Source organism: Streptomyces sp. NPDC026062, assembly GCF_055568375.1.
Genome location: NZ_JBVHOQ010000078.1, coordinates 1 through 14598, shown reverse-complemented (window position 1 = coordinate 14598; position 14598 = coordinate 1). Strand labels below are relative to the sequence as shown.

General features: G+C 66.2%; 4 protein-coding genes. 1 reads left to right on the top strand and 3 read right to left on the bottom strand.

What is annotated here, in order from left to right; translation table 11 throughout:
* Positions 1–436 precede the first annotated feature (436 nt).
* Complete coding sequence (locus tag ACZ4LX_RS36800; protein WP_467651457.1) at positions 437–598, top strand: hypothetical protein; 162 nt, start codon at positions 437–439, stop codon at positions 596–598.
* Here the strand turns inward: ACZ4LX_RS36800 and ACZ4LX_RS36795 are convergent.
* Genes ACZ4LX_RS36795 through ACZ4LX_RS36785 form a run of 3 tightly spaced genes read right to left on the bottom strand, consistent with a single transcriptional unit; the run spans position 588 to position 14508 of the window.
* Positions 588–2906, bottom strand: coding sequence for a UvrD-helicase domain-containing protein (locus tag ACZ4LX_RS36795; protein WP_399066465.1), 2319 nt, complete (start codon positions 2904–2906; stop codon positions 588–590). The two genes, ACZ4LX_RS36800 and ACZ4LX_RS36795, sit on opposite strands and share 11 nt — an antisense overlap.
* Positions 2903–9637, bottom strand: a complete 6735-nt coding sequence (locus ACZ4LX_RS36790; RefSeq protein ID WP_467651458.1) for a DEAD/DEAH box helicase — start codon at positions 9635–9637, stop codon at positions 2903–2905. The genes ACZ4LX_RS36795 and ACZ4LX_RS36790 overlap by 4 nt, the downstream gene beginning before the upstream one ends.
* A complete protein-coding gene (locus ACZ4LX_RS36785; protein WP_467651459.1) occupies positions 9634–14508 on the bottom strand; it encodes a hypothetical protein in 4875 nt (1624 codons plus the stop codon). Before ACZ4LX_RS36785 ends, ACZ4LX_RS36790 begins: the two co-directional genes overlap by 4 nt.
* Between the last annotated feature and the right edge of the window lie 90 nt (positions 14509–14598).

Below are 14598 nucleotides of genomic sequence, written 5' to 3'. Positions count from 1 at the left end.
CGCCCGTCGAGTACGAAACCAACTACTACACCGAACTCACGAAACCCCAGGTCACAACCACAATCTGAGATCTCTACCGAACCCGGGGCGATTCACTCACCGCCTGGGGAGCATCAAGGACGCCGCCCGTGCTGCTCTCGATCAGCTGGTCGCTGCCCTTTGCCGGCGCAGTGAGGCGGAGCGGGCTTCTGTTCAGCTTGCCCTCCGCGCCCTTCGCCCTTCCGCTGGCTGCGGATGATTACCGTCAGTGCCTTCAGTACGCGGAAGCCAGGCCGGATCATGCGGTGCGCATCAACAAGCGCGACAGCGGGACTGTCGCGGAGCAGACGCTGTCTCCGGTAGAGGCACCCGATTCCTACGAGCTGGCGTTCAAGCTCTCCCGGAGCACATCGAGCGGTGGATCAGCGACATCGATGGGAAGGAGCGCCGACGCACCATGGAGATCAAGGAGCAGTTCTTGTCCGCGATCACCATCTACCGGATGAATGGCGAGGGCATGTGTGCCTACCAACTGCGCTACGAGGCGTGCTCCTTGTCCCGCTTCCCATTCCGGTGTGACACTCCCGGCCCTGGCGGCGACGCCTTGGTCAGAGCCTGACCGGCAGGTATGGGCTGGGCTTGTTGTGCCAGCTGATGCTCAGGGCGTCACGGGCGCGGGTGGTGGCGACGAAGAGCAGCGAGCGGGCCTTACGTTGCTCGCGCTCGTAGCGTGGCGGGTCTTCGGTGCGGTAGCGCTCGATTCTGCTGGTCTGGGGAATGATGCCGTCGCTTGCGCCGACGATGGCGAGGCGCTGGTACTCGAGTCCCTTGAAGCGGTGCATGGTGCCGACGTGTACTTCTCCGTCGCCCTTGGGGCCGTCCTTGGTGAGCTCGGCGCAGGTGATGCCGGCTTTGGTGACCAGGTAGTACATGGCCTGGCTGACCATGTCGCGGTCGGCGACGCAGACGGCGATGCGGCCACTGGGGTCGCTGGGGGCGCCTTTCTCGTTGGTGGACAGTTCGTCGCGCCAGGTGGTCAGGGTGGTGGCGAGGCCCGCGAGTTCGTCGTCCCAGGTGCGATACGGGATGAAGGTGGGGGCGGGGCCGTGGAGGACGGAGCGGTAGCCGGCGAGGTTGTCGGTGCCATCGTCGAGGTTGTCGTACGTGGTTTTCTTGTCGTCGACGACGCGCATGGCTTGGACGAGGATTTCCTTGGTGGTGCGATAGCTCAGGGTCAGGCGGGAGGAGCGGCCGCGGATGTTGATGCCGAGGGCGCCGAGGGTGACCTGGTGGTCGTAGATGCGCTGGTGGGTGTCGCCCGCGATGAACATGTCGTTGGCGAGATCGGGGTCCGCCATGGCGCGCAGCATCTTCCAGTGCGCGGGGCGAAGGTCCTGGGCCTCGTCGACCACGATGTGTTGGAAGCGGTGGCCCAGGTAGCGCATGCCGGAGCTGTTGTCGCGATGGATAAGGTCTCTGCCGCCGATCTCTTCCTTGTACGCACGACGGGACTCGATCTTCGCGGCGCGTTCGATCTCGAAGCGGGCGGCGCGCTCGGAGGCTTGGCCCCAGGTTTCTACGCCGAGCTTGTCGAGGCGGGCGGTGAACTGCTCGATGAGCTTCCAGATGTGGTTGCGCTCGGGACGGGTCAGTGCCCGCCCTCGGCCGGCGCGACGGGCTTGGAAATAGGCGGATCGGGTGGGGACAGACTGGCCGAGGATGACCTGTTCCCACTCCTCCAGCAAGAACTCCGGCTCCCAGCGGCGGTCGTCCAGTTCAGCCAGTAGCTGTCGCATCTCGTTCAGCGCCACGTGGTCGTAGACGCGCTGCTTGCCGCGGCCGGGGGCGGTGTTCTCGCCCAAGACACGGGCGGCGAGCTGGTCGATGTGGGCGATCTCGACTCGGGCGAGGAGTTCGGGTTCGACGAGGGAGGCCAGTCGCAGGCGGAGGTCGGTGGTGAGGTTCTTGGTGAAAGTGGTCAGCAGGATCGGTTTGTTGTGGCCCGGGGGCAGCTGCTGGGCGAGGTGCTTGACCCGGTGGAGCGCGACGATGGTCTTGCCGGTGCCGGGGCCGCCGGATACGCGGGCGGGGCCGTTGTAATGGCGGTGGACGATGCGTTCTTGGGCGGGGTGCAGGAAAACCTTCCAGGCGCGGAAGTCGCCTTCGTCGATGGCCGCCTGGACGTCGTCGTCGACAGCGGTGACCTTGGTACGGGTCGCGGCGGCGGCGAAGTCGTCGAGGTCGGGCTGCTGGCCGAGTTCGACCGGCTTGGTGATCTCCTTGCGGACCTCGTTGATGTCCATGCCGGCCGCAAGGCCGTACAGGACGTCCTTGGACAACAGCGGGGCACCCTGGAGGAGTTGGTCAAGCTCGGTGCTCTCGGTCACAGCGAGGGCAAGCTCGATCAGCTGGTCGGCGACACCGAGGCCGCTCAGCTGTCCGGCGTCGTAGGCGGCGAGCAGCGCGGGTGCGGCGTCGGGTTCGGCGACGTGCTGAACCGGTTCCGGGGCGGGCTTGGGTGCCTCGGCCGCAGAATCGGGCTCCGAGGGAGTGAGGGTGATGCCGGCGCGGCGCAGCGCACTGTCGCCGACGACGGCGAGGTCGACGAACTCGATCTCGCCGGTGACCCGGTTGACAGCGACTTGGAGTTCTTCGTAGACGTCTCGCCGGTGACGTACGGCGATGACCAGCCAGTTCTCCGTACCGTCTGCGTCGACCCCGGTGGGTGTGAGCAGAGCGCGGTAGGACTGGTTGACCCGGGCGGACCAGATCCGGGAGTCGCCCTTGAGCTTCTGCTTCTTCAGCCCCGGCTGGTCGGGGTTGCCCCGGAAGATGTGGCAGAAGTCGTAGAACTGGGCCTTGACCGAGCGGTCGAGCTTGTACAGCTCCTGTTCGGCCTTGCGGTACAGGCTGAGCCGGGCGGTCATCGGGTGGTGCCTTCCGTGTCGGGGATCTGGTCGAGCAACTCGTCTAGATGGGCCAGCCATTCGCCGGCGGTGCGGACCTGCCAGCCGTCGTCGGTGTAGGCGGCGTCGCGTCGCTGGGCCTCGGGGTCGTCCTCGCCCTGGTGGGCGGTCATGACGGCGATCTTGAGTCCGGGGGACTGCCAGGCGAATTCGGCTTGCCAGCGGCTTGTGCCGAGTTCGAAGCCGAAGACGGGAGCCTGCTTGCCTCGGTCGGCGAGGGTTTCGGCAAGGCGCAGGAGGTCAGGGGCCTCGGTGGGTTCCTCGCGCAGTATTTCCAGGATGTCCTCGTCCCAGACGGCGTCCCGAAGCATCTGGACGATGGCGGCTTCGGCGGCCGAGTCATGGTCCGGGTTCGGATCGACCGGTTTGGTGCCTGCTGCTGGCGCGGGGACCGGTACAGGGGCGCCCATGAGGGAGTCGAGTTCGCCGAGCCCTCCGCAGACCGCGAGGACTTCGACCTCGAAGTTGGCGGCGCGGCTGGCGGCGAGCTGGACGCCGTCACCTCCGGCCAGGGACAGGAACTGGGTGAGGTTGCTCCAGTACAGCCACGACCGCCAGCGCAGCTTGTGCTCGTCGCTCTCCAGGACGGAATCGGTGTCGTCCAGGACGGTGAGCGCGCTCCACCGCGGGGCTTCGGGGTCGGCAGCATCCAGGGTGACGAGGATCGGTAGTCCGTTCTCGTCCTGGGTCCGGAACACGTGCACGGGCCCGATCCCGGCGGCATCCGGTACAACCGGCTTGTCGTGGCGCGCACTACTGCTGAAAGTGGCCAGCTCACTGCGCAGCGCCGCCACCAGCTCGCTGCGGCGCCCGGTCGCGGCTACGGGAGTGGTTCCCGCAGTGCTCAACAGGCCGGTGACCAGCGCGCGGGAGCGGCGGGCCCAGCGGTCGGCGTCAGGATCGCGCAGGTAGGAGATCAACGTGTCGATCGGGTTGGCGAAGACGGCGTTCGCGAAGTGGGCGCGCTGTCCCCCGTACTGCTCGTAGGCGGCCTTGGCCTGTTCTTGTGCCGTGCCGCGATAGGGCGGCCAGACGGGTTTGGTCCGCGTGGGGCGCTTCTCGAACAGGTCGATGTCCGCCCAGGTCACCTGGAAGACGATCTCTCCCTCGGCACGCAGCTTCGTGCGCTGAGCCGCGTCATGGGCGATGCGGTTGTGTTCCCGGCTGGCGTGGAAACGGAACCCTTCGAGATAGACCTTGACGCTCTGTTTCGGGCCGTCGACCCGGGTGAAGGTGAAATCAGTCCGGGTGCCCTGAAGTTGCTGCTGGGCAGTCAGCCGCCAGTGGGTGACGTCGGAACCGGCGGTGAAGCGCAGATGTCCGCTGGCGTGGCCGTCCTCATCCAGGGCTGCGTCATCGGTGACCTTTACCCAGTCACGCAGGGCAGCCAGGAAGCGCGCCTCCAGGTCGGATTCGACCTGGGCATCCAGACCGACCAGTCCGGTGTGATCAACGTCAGCGATGTCCCAGCCGTCTGTCCCCTCGGCGGTGAACAGCAGCGACTCCAGCATGTTCAGCGCTGACTGGCGCGAGACGATGTCCTGGAAACGCTCGGGGGTATAGCGGTGCAGGCACCGGTGGCAGGCCCGGCGCTGTTCCTCGGCGCACGGACACTCCTTCAACATCTCGTACGCCGCCGCGAGGGTGTCGCGGAAGGCGACGCGATCGGTGAGCCGGTCCAGATAGCCGGTGCCGCCGGGCAGGGAATCGAAGAGCACCAGGAACCAACGGCGCTCCCCGCTCTCGGCATCCGGCATGGAAGCCACGGTGGTGTCCAGGTGCTGCGGATCGCCGCCGAAATGCAGGTCCACACCGAGCCGCAGCGCGGCACGGAAGGAGTGAACCTTGGCGTCCACGTCCGCCGTGGCGGCCGGGATCAACACCCGCAGAGCCTCGGTCTTGAGCGTGTGAGCCAGCAGCACCGGCTCCTGGGTGGCCCCGTCGCGCTTGCCGCGGCGCAGCGGACACCAAGGGCGGTGGTGCTTGAGCTGCGGGCTACGGGCCGCTGCGGAGTCGAGAGCGTCAGTGTCGTGGTCGAAGACCGGCTTGCCGTCCGCGCTGGCCGCCCCGCAGGCGGTGCATACATGGAACGGGTTGAGCCGCACCAGATGCCCGGCGAAGTCGTCGCGGGCCGGGGCGTCGTAACGGACCGGCCCCACATTGATCCGGCGGATCATGGCAGTGCGGCAATAGTCGACGCCGAACGTCTGCTTCGTGTGACGCCACGAGCCGGGCTCGATGTCGCCCACCGGGATGTCCACCGCGTCTACGACGGAGTAATTGCGGCGGTCGCGGTCGTCCTTGTCGTCGCGGATCCGGGCGTCCTCGCGCTTGTCACGCGAGGTCACGGTGGACGGCTCCACGATCTGGAACAGGCAGGAACCGTCGTCGGCGATGTGGGCGCTCTTGCAGCGCGGGCACGGCGAGCGGTCCTCGGCAGCGTCCTCGGTACGTACGAATCCGCAGCCTGGACACACCCGCCAGGTGCGCCACTCCTGTCGGCCACCGGTGGAGATCTCCAGGCCGGTGATCTCGTGCCGGTAGCCGTTGACGTAGAAGGAGTTGCCCGGGGCCAGTTCCGAGAGAGCGTAGCGGCGCGGCCGGTCGTAGGAGTCGGTGGTGGAGGTGAACTTCGCCTTCCCCGTCTTCGGGTCGACCCCGTCCTCGCCGTACAGCGTCGCGGACAGCGTGGTGACCGAGTCGATCAACGCATAGTTCGGCAGCAGCCCCAGGTCACACAGTGCGCTCTGGGCGGCTGTATCGCCCAGATTCAGCAGGCGCCGGCCCACTCCCCGCCGCTCGGCGTCCAGTTCGGCCTTCTGCCGCGCCTGGTCAGGGTCGGAGTCGTGCAGCTCGTCGTGGGCCTCGTCGATCTGGGCCAGCCGGGCGCGTAGCGCTCGGTCTCGGCGGCGCCACTCCCGCTCGGCCTCTTCCACGGCGCCGCGCAGCTCGTGCGTCGCGTATTCGCGCAGGTCGTCCTTGGCCCGGCGGTTGACGCCGGTGGGGAACATCTCCAGGAAGCCCTTGGCGAGTTCTTCCCCCTGGGCGATGGCCACTTCCACCAGGTCAATAAGGTAGCCGGATGGACCGAACAGGGCGGGTGCCTTGGTCGGCAGGGCGCGCAGCACGATGCCGTCGCCGCGGACGAGGCGGCCGGCAGCAGCGAGGTCCAGCAGGTGCGCAAGGTACTGGCGGCGAAGGATCTCCACCGCTGACAGATGGCATCCCGGGGGCACGATCGTTCCGGCGATCAGGTCCTTGGGGCGCTCCAGGAAATACAGGTCGCGCCGTCGACGGTCGGGGATCGTCAGCAAGAATGCGTTGCCGGTCCGGCGCCCGGCCCGCCCGACCTGCTGGGCGTAACTGGCCGGTCGGCGAGGCAGGGCTGCCAGCACCACCGCGGACAGGTCACCGATGTCGATGCCCATCTCCAGCGTCGGCGTGCAGGAGAGCACATTGGGATCCTTGAAGCCCGCACGCCGCTTGAACGCCTCCTCCACCTTCTCGCGCTGCGGACGCGTGAGCATGCCGGTGTGCTCGGCGGTGACCACCTGGTACGTCCCGGCCTTCCGGTACAAGGACCGGTAGTAGTCCTGGGTGTAGTCACGGTCGCGGTGGTGCACTCCCAGCCGCTCGGGCCGGTCACCGGCCACCAGACGGCCTCTGCGGCAGCGGTAGGAGGGGCAGGGCTGGTCGTGCCACTGATCGAGGAGGGAGGGGTGGACCGTCTGTTCCCAGAAGCACACCGGGCAGCGCACATACGCGTGGCGGACCTGTTCGTCGTCCAGGAGCAGCGCTTCGATGTTGCCCGGCTTGAGCCCGTAGACCCTTACCGAGGTGTCGTTCGGCGTACGGGATGACAGCAGCCCAACGGCTGCCAGTTCCGGCAGGAGGCGGCTCCAGAACTCCGGTGCCGCCTCACGCGACAGCCCCAGGCATCGCCCGGCCCATCGCTCGTACCAGGACAGCCGTCCCGTCACGAAGTCGAACTCGCTGTCGTTCTTGGGTGTGCTGAGCAGGAACACCGGCGCCGCGACCCGCTTGGGGAACGCGCGCATGCCGGGCGCGCGCTTGCCCCAGATGAAGTAGCGACTGGTGCCCGCCTCGTCGACGTACTTGTCCAGCCACTGGTGTGAGATGGCGCCGCGCGTACGCAGGCGCTCCAAGAACACCCGCACGAACGCCAGATAGCGTGCGCCGTCCTGCGGCTGAAGGGGCAGATCGGCGCGTTCGAACTCCTCGTGGATCCGCTTGACCAGGGCCACCACGGCCGCAGGGTCCGCTATGCGCACCTGCGCGGCTGCGGTCCGGGTCAGCTCCATGGTGCGCCCGTTGCGGGAGCGGAACCCGAACTCCATCAGTGCTTCGAACGCCAGGCGCTGACCGATCAGTCGCCAGGTCGGCAGATCCCCGCCGCGTCCTTGCCCGGACAGCAGCCGGTCCACGCCCTTGAAACCATGCAGATCCGGCGGCACCACCGCGGCCAAGGTGTCCTTGTCGGTCGTGGCCTCGACCACGTTGGCGATCAGATCGTTGAGCGCCGTGGGCACGTCGCTGCGCAGGTGCTTCGCCAACAGGGCGCGCAACGAGAAGGTGTACGAACGGTTCGCGACGAACCCGGCCCGGTGCGCGGCATCCTGCACCGAGTCGTTGAACATCAGCGTCTTGTCTTCGTGCCGCTCTTTGTCGAGCTCCCCGCCCGTGAACAACTGGGTGATCGACGCCGCCGTCATCGCAGCCGCTCCGGTACCCAGATAGCGGATCGCGTTGCGCTCTCCGCACGCCGGGCACCAGTCCTCCTTGGCCGCGGTATTTGCCGTATCGCCGAAGTTGACCAGGACGAATGCCGAGTCGCGGGCGGTCAGCCGCGGCTCCTTGGACTCCTTGTCGTAGTCGTTGAGTGGATCGGGCAGCCGCAGCCGCTTGCGGGCACCGTCCAGCACCATCAGCAGACCGCCCGCACTCTGCAGGGCCGTGGTCCCCTTGCCGCCCCGACCGCTGGCCGGCAGCACCGCAGCTCCAGAACCCTCGCGCGCCTCGCGCTCGGTCGCCGAGACCAAGTTCCGCACCCGGGCCTTGTCCTGCCCCAACGAGGCACGACGGATCTTGTACGTGTCGAACTGGACCTCGTGGTCGTCGCTCTCCGGTGAGAACACCGCCCAGCCCGACCGCCCGCAGTCCCGGCAGTAGACCGCCGGCAGAAACAGATTCGCGCTCTGCCCCGATGTGGCTGTCGTCACCGGCGCCGATCGGTCCCCGCTTCCCGCACTGGCATCGGCCGCACCGGCCACATCCCAGCGGAACTCCGCCTTGGGCCACGGGAGTACGCCGCGCAGCAGCCGCGAGACCGACCGGGCCCACTGGTGCACCTCGACATGCACGAACGGTCGCGGCGGCTCTCCCATCGGCGACTTCGGGTCACGGGCGTACGACAACAGCGCCACGAACCGGGCGAGCGCCTCGGCGGCCTTCTCCGGCTGCCGGGCCACTGCTTCCGCCCAACCGGCCGCACCTGCTCGCCACATGACGTCCAGCACCTCGGCGCCGGTCTTCACCGCGCCGTCCAGCGCCTGCATCACCGCCCGGGTGAACAGGTGCCGCTTCAGGTTTTCGCCCAATACGAGGGGGTCGTCGTTGCGTACCCCGGTCACCGACTCGATGAGGTCCAGCATCGCCTCATCGCTCGTCGCGGGATCGGGCAGGGCCAGCAGCTCGTCCGGTGTGGGCAGCCCCTGCATCTGTACGTTCGCCAGCGGGATGAACTCCTCCACCGACAGCCGGTTCTCCCCGACGATGGACTCCGCCGTGAACTCCGTACCGAAAACCTGCGTTGCTACCTCGAGCAGCTGGGCCACTCCGTCGGCATCCGTCCCCGACGCGAGCGTCGCCGACGTCGCCACTGGACAGATCGAACCCAGCGGACGTCCCTCCTCGGACGCCCCCACCGCGGCCGCGAGCCGTCGCAGTAGCATTGCCACGTCCGTGCCCTGTGCACCGTCATAGGTGTGGAACTCATCCACCACCACATACCGGATGTCCGACCCGCGCCACAGCGGAGCATCATCCGCACGCTGCAGCAGCAGATCCATCATCTTGTAGTTCGTGATCAAGATGTCCGGCGGCGAGAGCTGCATGTCCGAGCGTCGCGTACGAACGTTGTCGTACTTGATGGCCGCCTTGTCGCCGATGTACAGCCCGGCCGACAGCTTCTTCAGCGCATCGTTCTCCGTGATCAGCTCGTTGATGCGCTGCGCCTGATCGGTCGCGAGGGCGTTCATCGGGTACAGGAACACTGCCTTGATGCCGGTCTTCCCCGCTTCCCGCTCGCGGAGACAGTGATCCAGCACCGGGTACAGGAACGCCTCCGTCTTACCCGAGCCCGTCCCCGTCGTCACGAGAGTCGGCTGCGGCACATGCCCGTTCGCGGACGTCAGCCGCTCGAAGGCAACGGCCTGGTGGGCGTACGGGGTGAACCCCTCACGCTGCCACTCCAGATGCTGCCGCCATTCCTCGCCGGCCACCGTGAACGGTGTTCGGATCCGCAAGTACGGCCCCCGAAACATCCCCGAGGTCTCATCACCCAGGAACCGGTGCAGCGCTTCACGCGCCCCCTCATCCGTCAGGGCGTATGTCGTCGACAGATATTGCAGCAGGCTCTCCTTGAGCCCTCGCGCCTCCAACGTCGGCCTCACGGCTTTGACACCTCCTGCTTGATCGGGTCCCACTTGCCGCTGGCGATCGCTTCGTCGAGCCGCTTCTGGAAGTACGCGTGCGCCTCACGCATCTCCGCCTCGCGGTTCGCCTTGTAGAAGGGGGCGGTGTAGCCGTCGGGTACGGAGGCGGTCTTGGGATCGGCCTTGTCGGCCAGGTACGTCTGGAGCTGAGTGAAGTGCTCTTTGTCCTGACCGTGGCCGTAGGTGTAGCGGTCGCCAGCGATCTTGTGCTCGTTGACATCGAACCAGGTGACCAGGTCGAAGTCCTGCATGATCGGGAATCGGGCTCGATAGATGGTGACGAGCGTGTCTGCATCGATGCCGAGCCAGACGGCAACCAGGGCGTCGATCTCTACGAGTGCCGCGCGACGGGCATATTCGGTACGGAGCGGCGTCTCCCGCTGCCAGATAGGGGTCACGGCGTGGAGCTCCGTGTTCATTCCCTGCCAGGTTCGGGCCCAGCGCTCGGTCGCCTGCCAACTGGGGTCGTAGAGGTCTTTCCAAAGGGCGGCGTAGGCGGTGGTGAGGCTGTTGAGACGAAGGGTGCGAAGGAGGAGGGCAGGCGCGAGGGGAGGGTGTGCTTCCGGAGCCGGAAGCATGAGTGCGTTGCTGACATCAAGATTCTTGATGTCAGCCGTACGAACGAAATAGTCGATAGGAAGGGCTGACCAGAAGCCAATTGTGAGGACAGTTTGAAGTCGAGATCCAAGGGACCCGCTTCGGATCCCGTGAATGTGAGTCGGGCCCGGAGGTAGGACGGCCCCGTACAAAGCCCGTTCAGTATCAGGCGCCACCATTTGTCGCCATGCCAGCCGGTAGAACTCGGTGTAGGGCCTGGTTGCCTTCGCTGTCAGTCGACGGTTTACCTCCGCGTCTGACACGTCGCCTGGGGAGCGGCCACAGGACAGCGCGATCTCCGAACGCGCCAAGAAGAGCGCTACGGCATCCATGCGCATTCGAGCGAGTACTTCTCGATCAAGCCACTTGGCGTGCTCGCCCTGGAACGTCGCGTCATCCGCGACTTGCCGGTACTCCGACTCCGGCACAGCGTCCGACGGGATCTCCAAATGGTTCAGCCCGCGAACTTCGCCGCCGCCCTGACTGGGCTGCTTGAACAGTGGATTGGCAACGCCCAGTTGGGGACCCTTGAGGATGACCTCCTCCCAGGAGTCGGCCTGGTAGTCCTCGCGCCCTTCCTGGTTCTTGTTGTAATCGATGAGCGGCTTGTTCTTGCCTGGGCCGTACCCGGACTTCTTCGCTCCACTCTCATGGACACCGCTGCTGATCTGGGGCTGGAGCGCCCCCAAGCGCAGTGGGTACGCCGCCAGGGCGTCAATGGCTGGGTCCTCCGCCGTACTCACAGGCGTGAGCAGTCGCGCCTGCTCCACGGGCACATCCTGCTCACCGGACAGCTTCTGCCACCGAGCGAGGGTCTGGGGCGTCACCCGGACGACGCGCAGCTGATGTGGGCGTTCATCCCAGTCGCCGGCGTACTTCACGCCAGGCGCGTCGCCGCTACCGTCGTGCGTGCTCGAAAGGCGCAATGTGTCGACGGAGAACAGCCAGGACAGGTGATCGAAATCGATCTCACCGTGCTCGCCGTAGATGTGCACCCCGAAGTGGCTGGACCGGCCCACCGGAGGTGGGAAGAAGCGGTTGCCCGAGTTGACGAAGTCTCCGTGTACGCGCAGCCGCCGGTATGCCTCCTTCCGGAGGGCTGCTTCCTTGTCACCGCTGAAGTGGGTGTCCGGATGGATTAGTCCGACGGTGCCGCCGGCGGCGGTGTGGTCCCAGGTCTGGCACATGAACGCGCGATAGAGGTCGGGCTGGCTTCCCGCGATGAGCGGATACACCTGTGGGGATGCCAGATAGTCGGACGTGGTGGCCGTGGCGGTCAACTCGCCGAGAACGTAGGAATGCACCTTCGGCTTGGACAGCTCGGCTGAGCGTCGCCGGTTCTTCTCCGCCGCCGGAGGCTTCTCCGTGAGCATGAACCACGGCTCGTACTCCGCAAGGACGGAGTTCTCCTTCCACTCCGGCCGCACCCACGGCGGATTACCCACCTGAAGGTCGAATCCTCCGCCCCGCGCGAAGACGAGCCCGAACTCCAACTCCCAGTGCAGAAAGCCCTGTTCGCGCGCGATTTCCTTAGCTGCCCGCAGCCATGGGTAACGATCTTCAGGGTTGGTAGTGTCCATGCCCATGAAGCCCGGGAGGGTCTCCTCGAACTCCTTCAGAGCATCCAAGGAGTCAAGGCTGTCCATTAGCGTGCCCTCGGGGAGGTCGGCAGTTCCGAGCATGGATTCCAGGAAGTCCAGCCAGTCACCCAGGTCCTTGAGCGGGATCATCTGCCGCCGCACTACGAGCGTGGGCTTCGGCACGGCCTTCTTCCTGAACTTCGGTCGATTCTCCTTCGGCTCGGCAGCCTGCTCCGCTTCCTCGGCCTCAGCAAGATCGTCGAAGGATGTCTGCTCAGCGCCCAGCGAGAACAGCGCCGTCGCTGTAGCTTCGACGAAGCGTGGCTGCGCCATGGAAGCGGGGACCTTCTGCGACGTGCGCGGTTCGACGTGTGCCTCGTCCGTAGGCTCTCCACCAACCAGCGGTACCCCCCCGAGTTCGCTGAGGACGTCGGCGCCGTCGATCACTTTCCACGCTGTGTATTCACCGTCCGTACCGTCCAGCAGCCCGGCCTTGTCTGCGGGCCAGAACCACAGGGCACACCACGCATCCATCACCGTCTTCAGCCGCCAGTACGGGGTGTCGATGGCGTTGAAGAGGTCTTCGAGGACCCTCTCCTTCGGAACGCCCTGCTCGGGGCGTTGGAGGAAGGCGTACTCGGGGTCATTCGGATTGGCCTGCCAGACGTCGATGCGCCGTGCGATCGCCTGCTCGGAGAGTTCCATTCGTTTAATGACGGCCGACCAGAGGAATTCCGCTCTTCGGGCAGCATCCCTCAGCCGCGTGAACTGCGAGGCCGCTTCCGGCTTCAGCCTTCCGCCCGGAAGCCGGGTATGGCTGCCGTCTTTGTTGAGATGGGCGGTGCTGCGCTTCGGACGCTTGAGGAGTCCCTTCCTCCAGGAAGCGAGTTGCTCGATCTCGTCTTTTGCGAGCTCTTTGGCCTCTTTCGAGCCCGTGACCGCAGCCCAACCTGGGCTCGGCAGTAGGAATTGGTGCACCGCGTCCTGAGGCAACGGTTGTGGCTCACCACCCTTGAGGAACGGGAGCGGAGTAGGCGCCATAGCGCCCTTCGCCTTCAGCCACGCCTTCTCTGTTTTGGAGACGTCGTCGCCCGCGTAGACCGCCCGGCGCCCGCCGACTAGCGAGTTACCTCGGCGCAGGTGCAGGCCGAACCACGGGGCTCGCATGCCGGGGTGCATGGTGTTCAGCCACAGCGACACTTCGGCCAGTTCGACGCCGGTAGCGTTGAGATCGACACCGTAGGCGTTGTGCAACGCGACGTAGGCTTTGGCCTTCTGCTTCTCGGTTAGCGTGTCGGCGGTGGGGATAGGGATGCCGAGTTCGTCTTGGCGTCGGCGCAGGTATTCGTCGGCGACCTGATTGATGGCCTCGTTGAGGAAGGCGCCGGAGCCGAGGGCAGGCTCGCAGATCTTGTACTTGAGGAGTTCGGACGCACGGGTCTTGATGATGTTGCCGTCGGCGTCGCGTTCCTGATCGAGGCGGCTTTTCAGGGCTAGTTCGACGGTGACCTGGGTGAGTGACTCGGGCGTGTAGTACGAGGCGGAGGTCTCGCGGTCACGGCCGGCGAGCCGGTAGACGAAGGAGCCCTTGTCGTACTTCTTGACGCCGCGCAGGCCCTTGCGGGCATCGTCCTCGCTGTAGTGGATGAGGGTTTTGTCGGGGTACTCGTCCTGCTTGTGCGAGGGGATGAGCCAGGAGCCCTTTGCTGGGTCGCCGCCTTTGGCGACCTCACACAGCTCCTCCTCAGCGATGATGCCGGTGTACGACATCAGACCCTCGTACACGGCGCCGAGTTGATTGATGCCCAGGTTGCGGTACGAGATGAAGCCGCCGCGTTCGCCGCGCTTGCCCTTCTTCATGGTGAGTAGGCGCAGTACTTCGTGGAGGGTGGAGTTGCGCAGGCGCAGGTCGAGCCAGCGCGGGTCGTTGTCCTCGTCGCTGGACGGGTCCAGGACGCGGGTGCCGATGAGGCGGATGGCGGTGGGTTCGAAGAGTTCGCTGCGCAGGGGTTCGAAGCGCAGACCGCGGCCTTCGCTGCGACGTGCGGCCTTGGCCTCGCGAGTCTCTTCGTCGTCGTCTGGCTGGTCGTCGTTGGGCTCGGTGCCATACGGGCGGTGGCCGAAGTTGACCTTGTTGAACAAGACGTCGAGGGACTGGAACAGGTGGAAGCCGTTCCTGGCTTCCTCATCGACGAGTTCCTCGTCGCGTTCGACGAGTTCGCGGAGGCGGGCCATCGAGTAGCCGGCCTCGTAGCTGCCGTCGTCGGAGGGGAGGATGCCCAGTTCGGGTCGAGCCTCGGCGTACAGCAGGAAGAGGATTCGGTAGAGGTAGCGCAGGGATTCGCGGGTGAGTTCCCGGGCGAAGCGGATCTTCGGGTTCTCGATGTCGGCCGGTGCGACATTGTTCTTCGGCTCGGCCATTCGGCTGAGGACTTCGTTGGCGATGACTTCAACCGAGCGCTGCAGGCCATAGCGCAGTTCGTTGGACACGCCGACCGCGTTGGTACTGGACGACTTAAGCAGGCCATCGATCGCCCGGCTCTGGTCGTTGTCACCGGGGCGGAGCATGTCCAGACTGAACAGGGCTGCAATGGTGGCCAGTTCCCCCTGTTGGGCGCGGTCGTTGCGTTCCAGGGCGGCATCGAGGTTCACTGAGCATTTTCAGTGTGGCCACTGATCAGGTGACGGGCCGGTGTGAGGTCGGGATGGGCAACGGACAGGGCCCCGTGCCGTTGAGGGAGG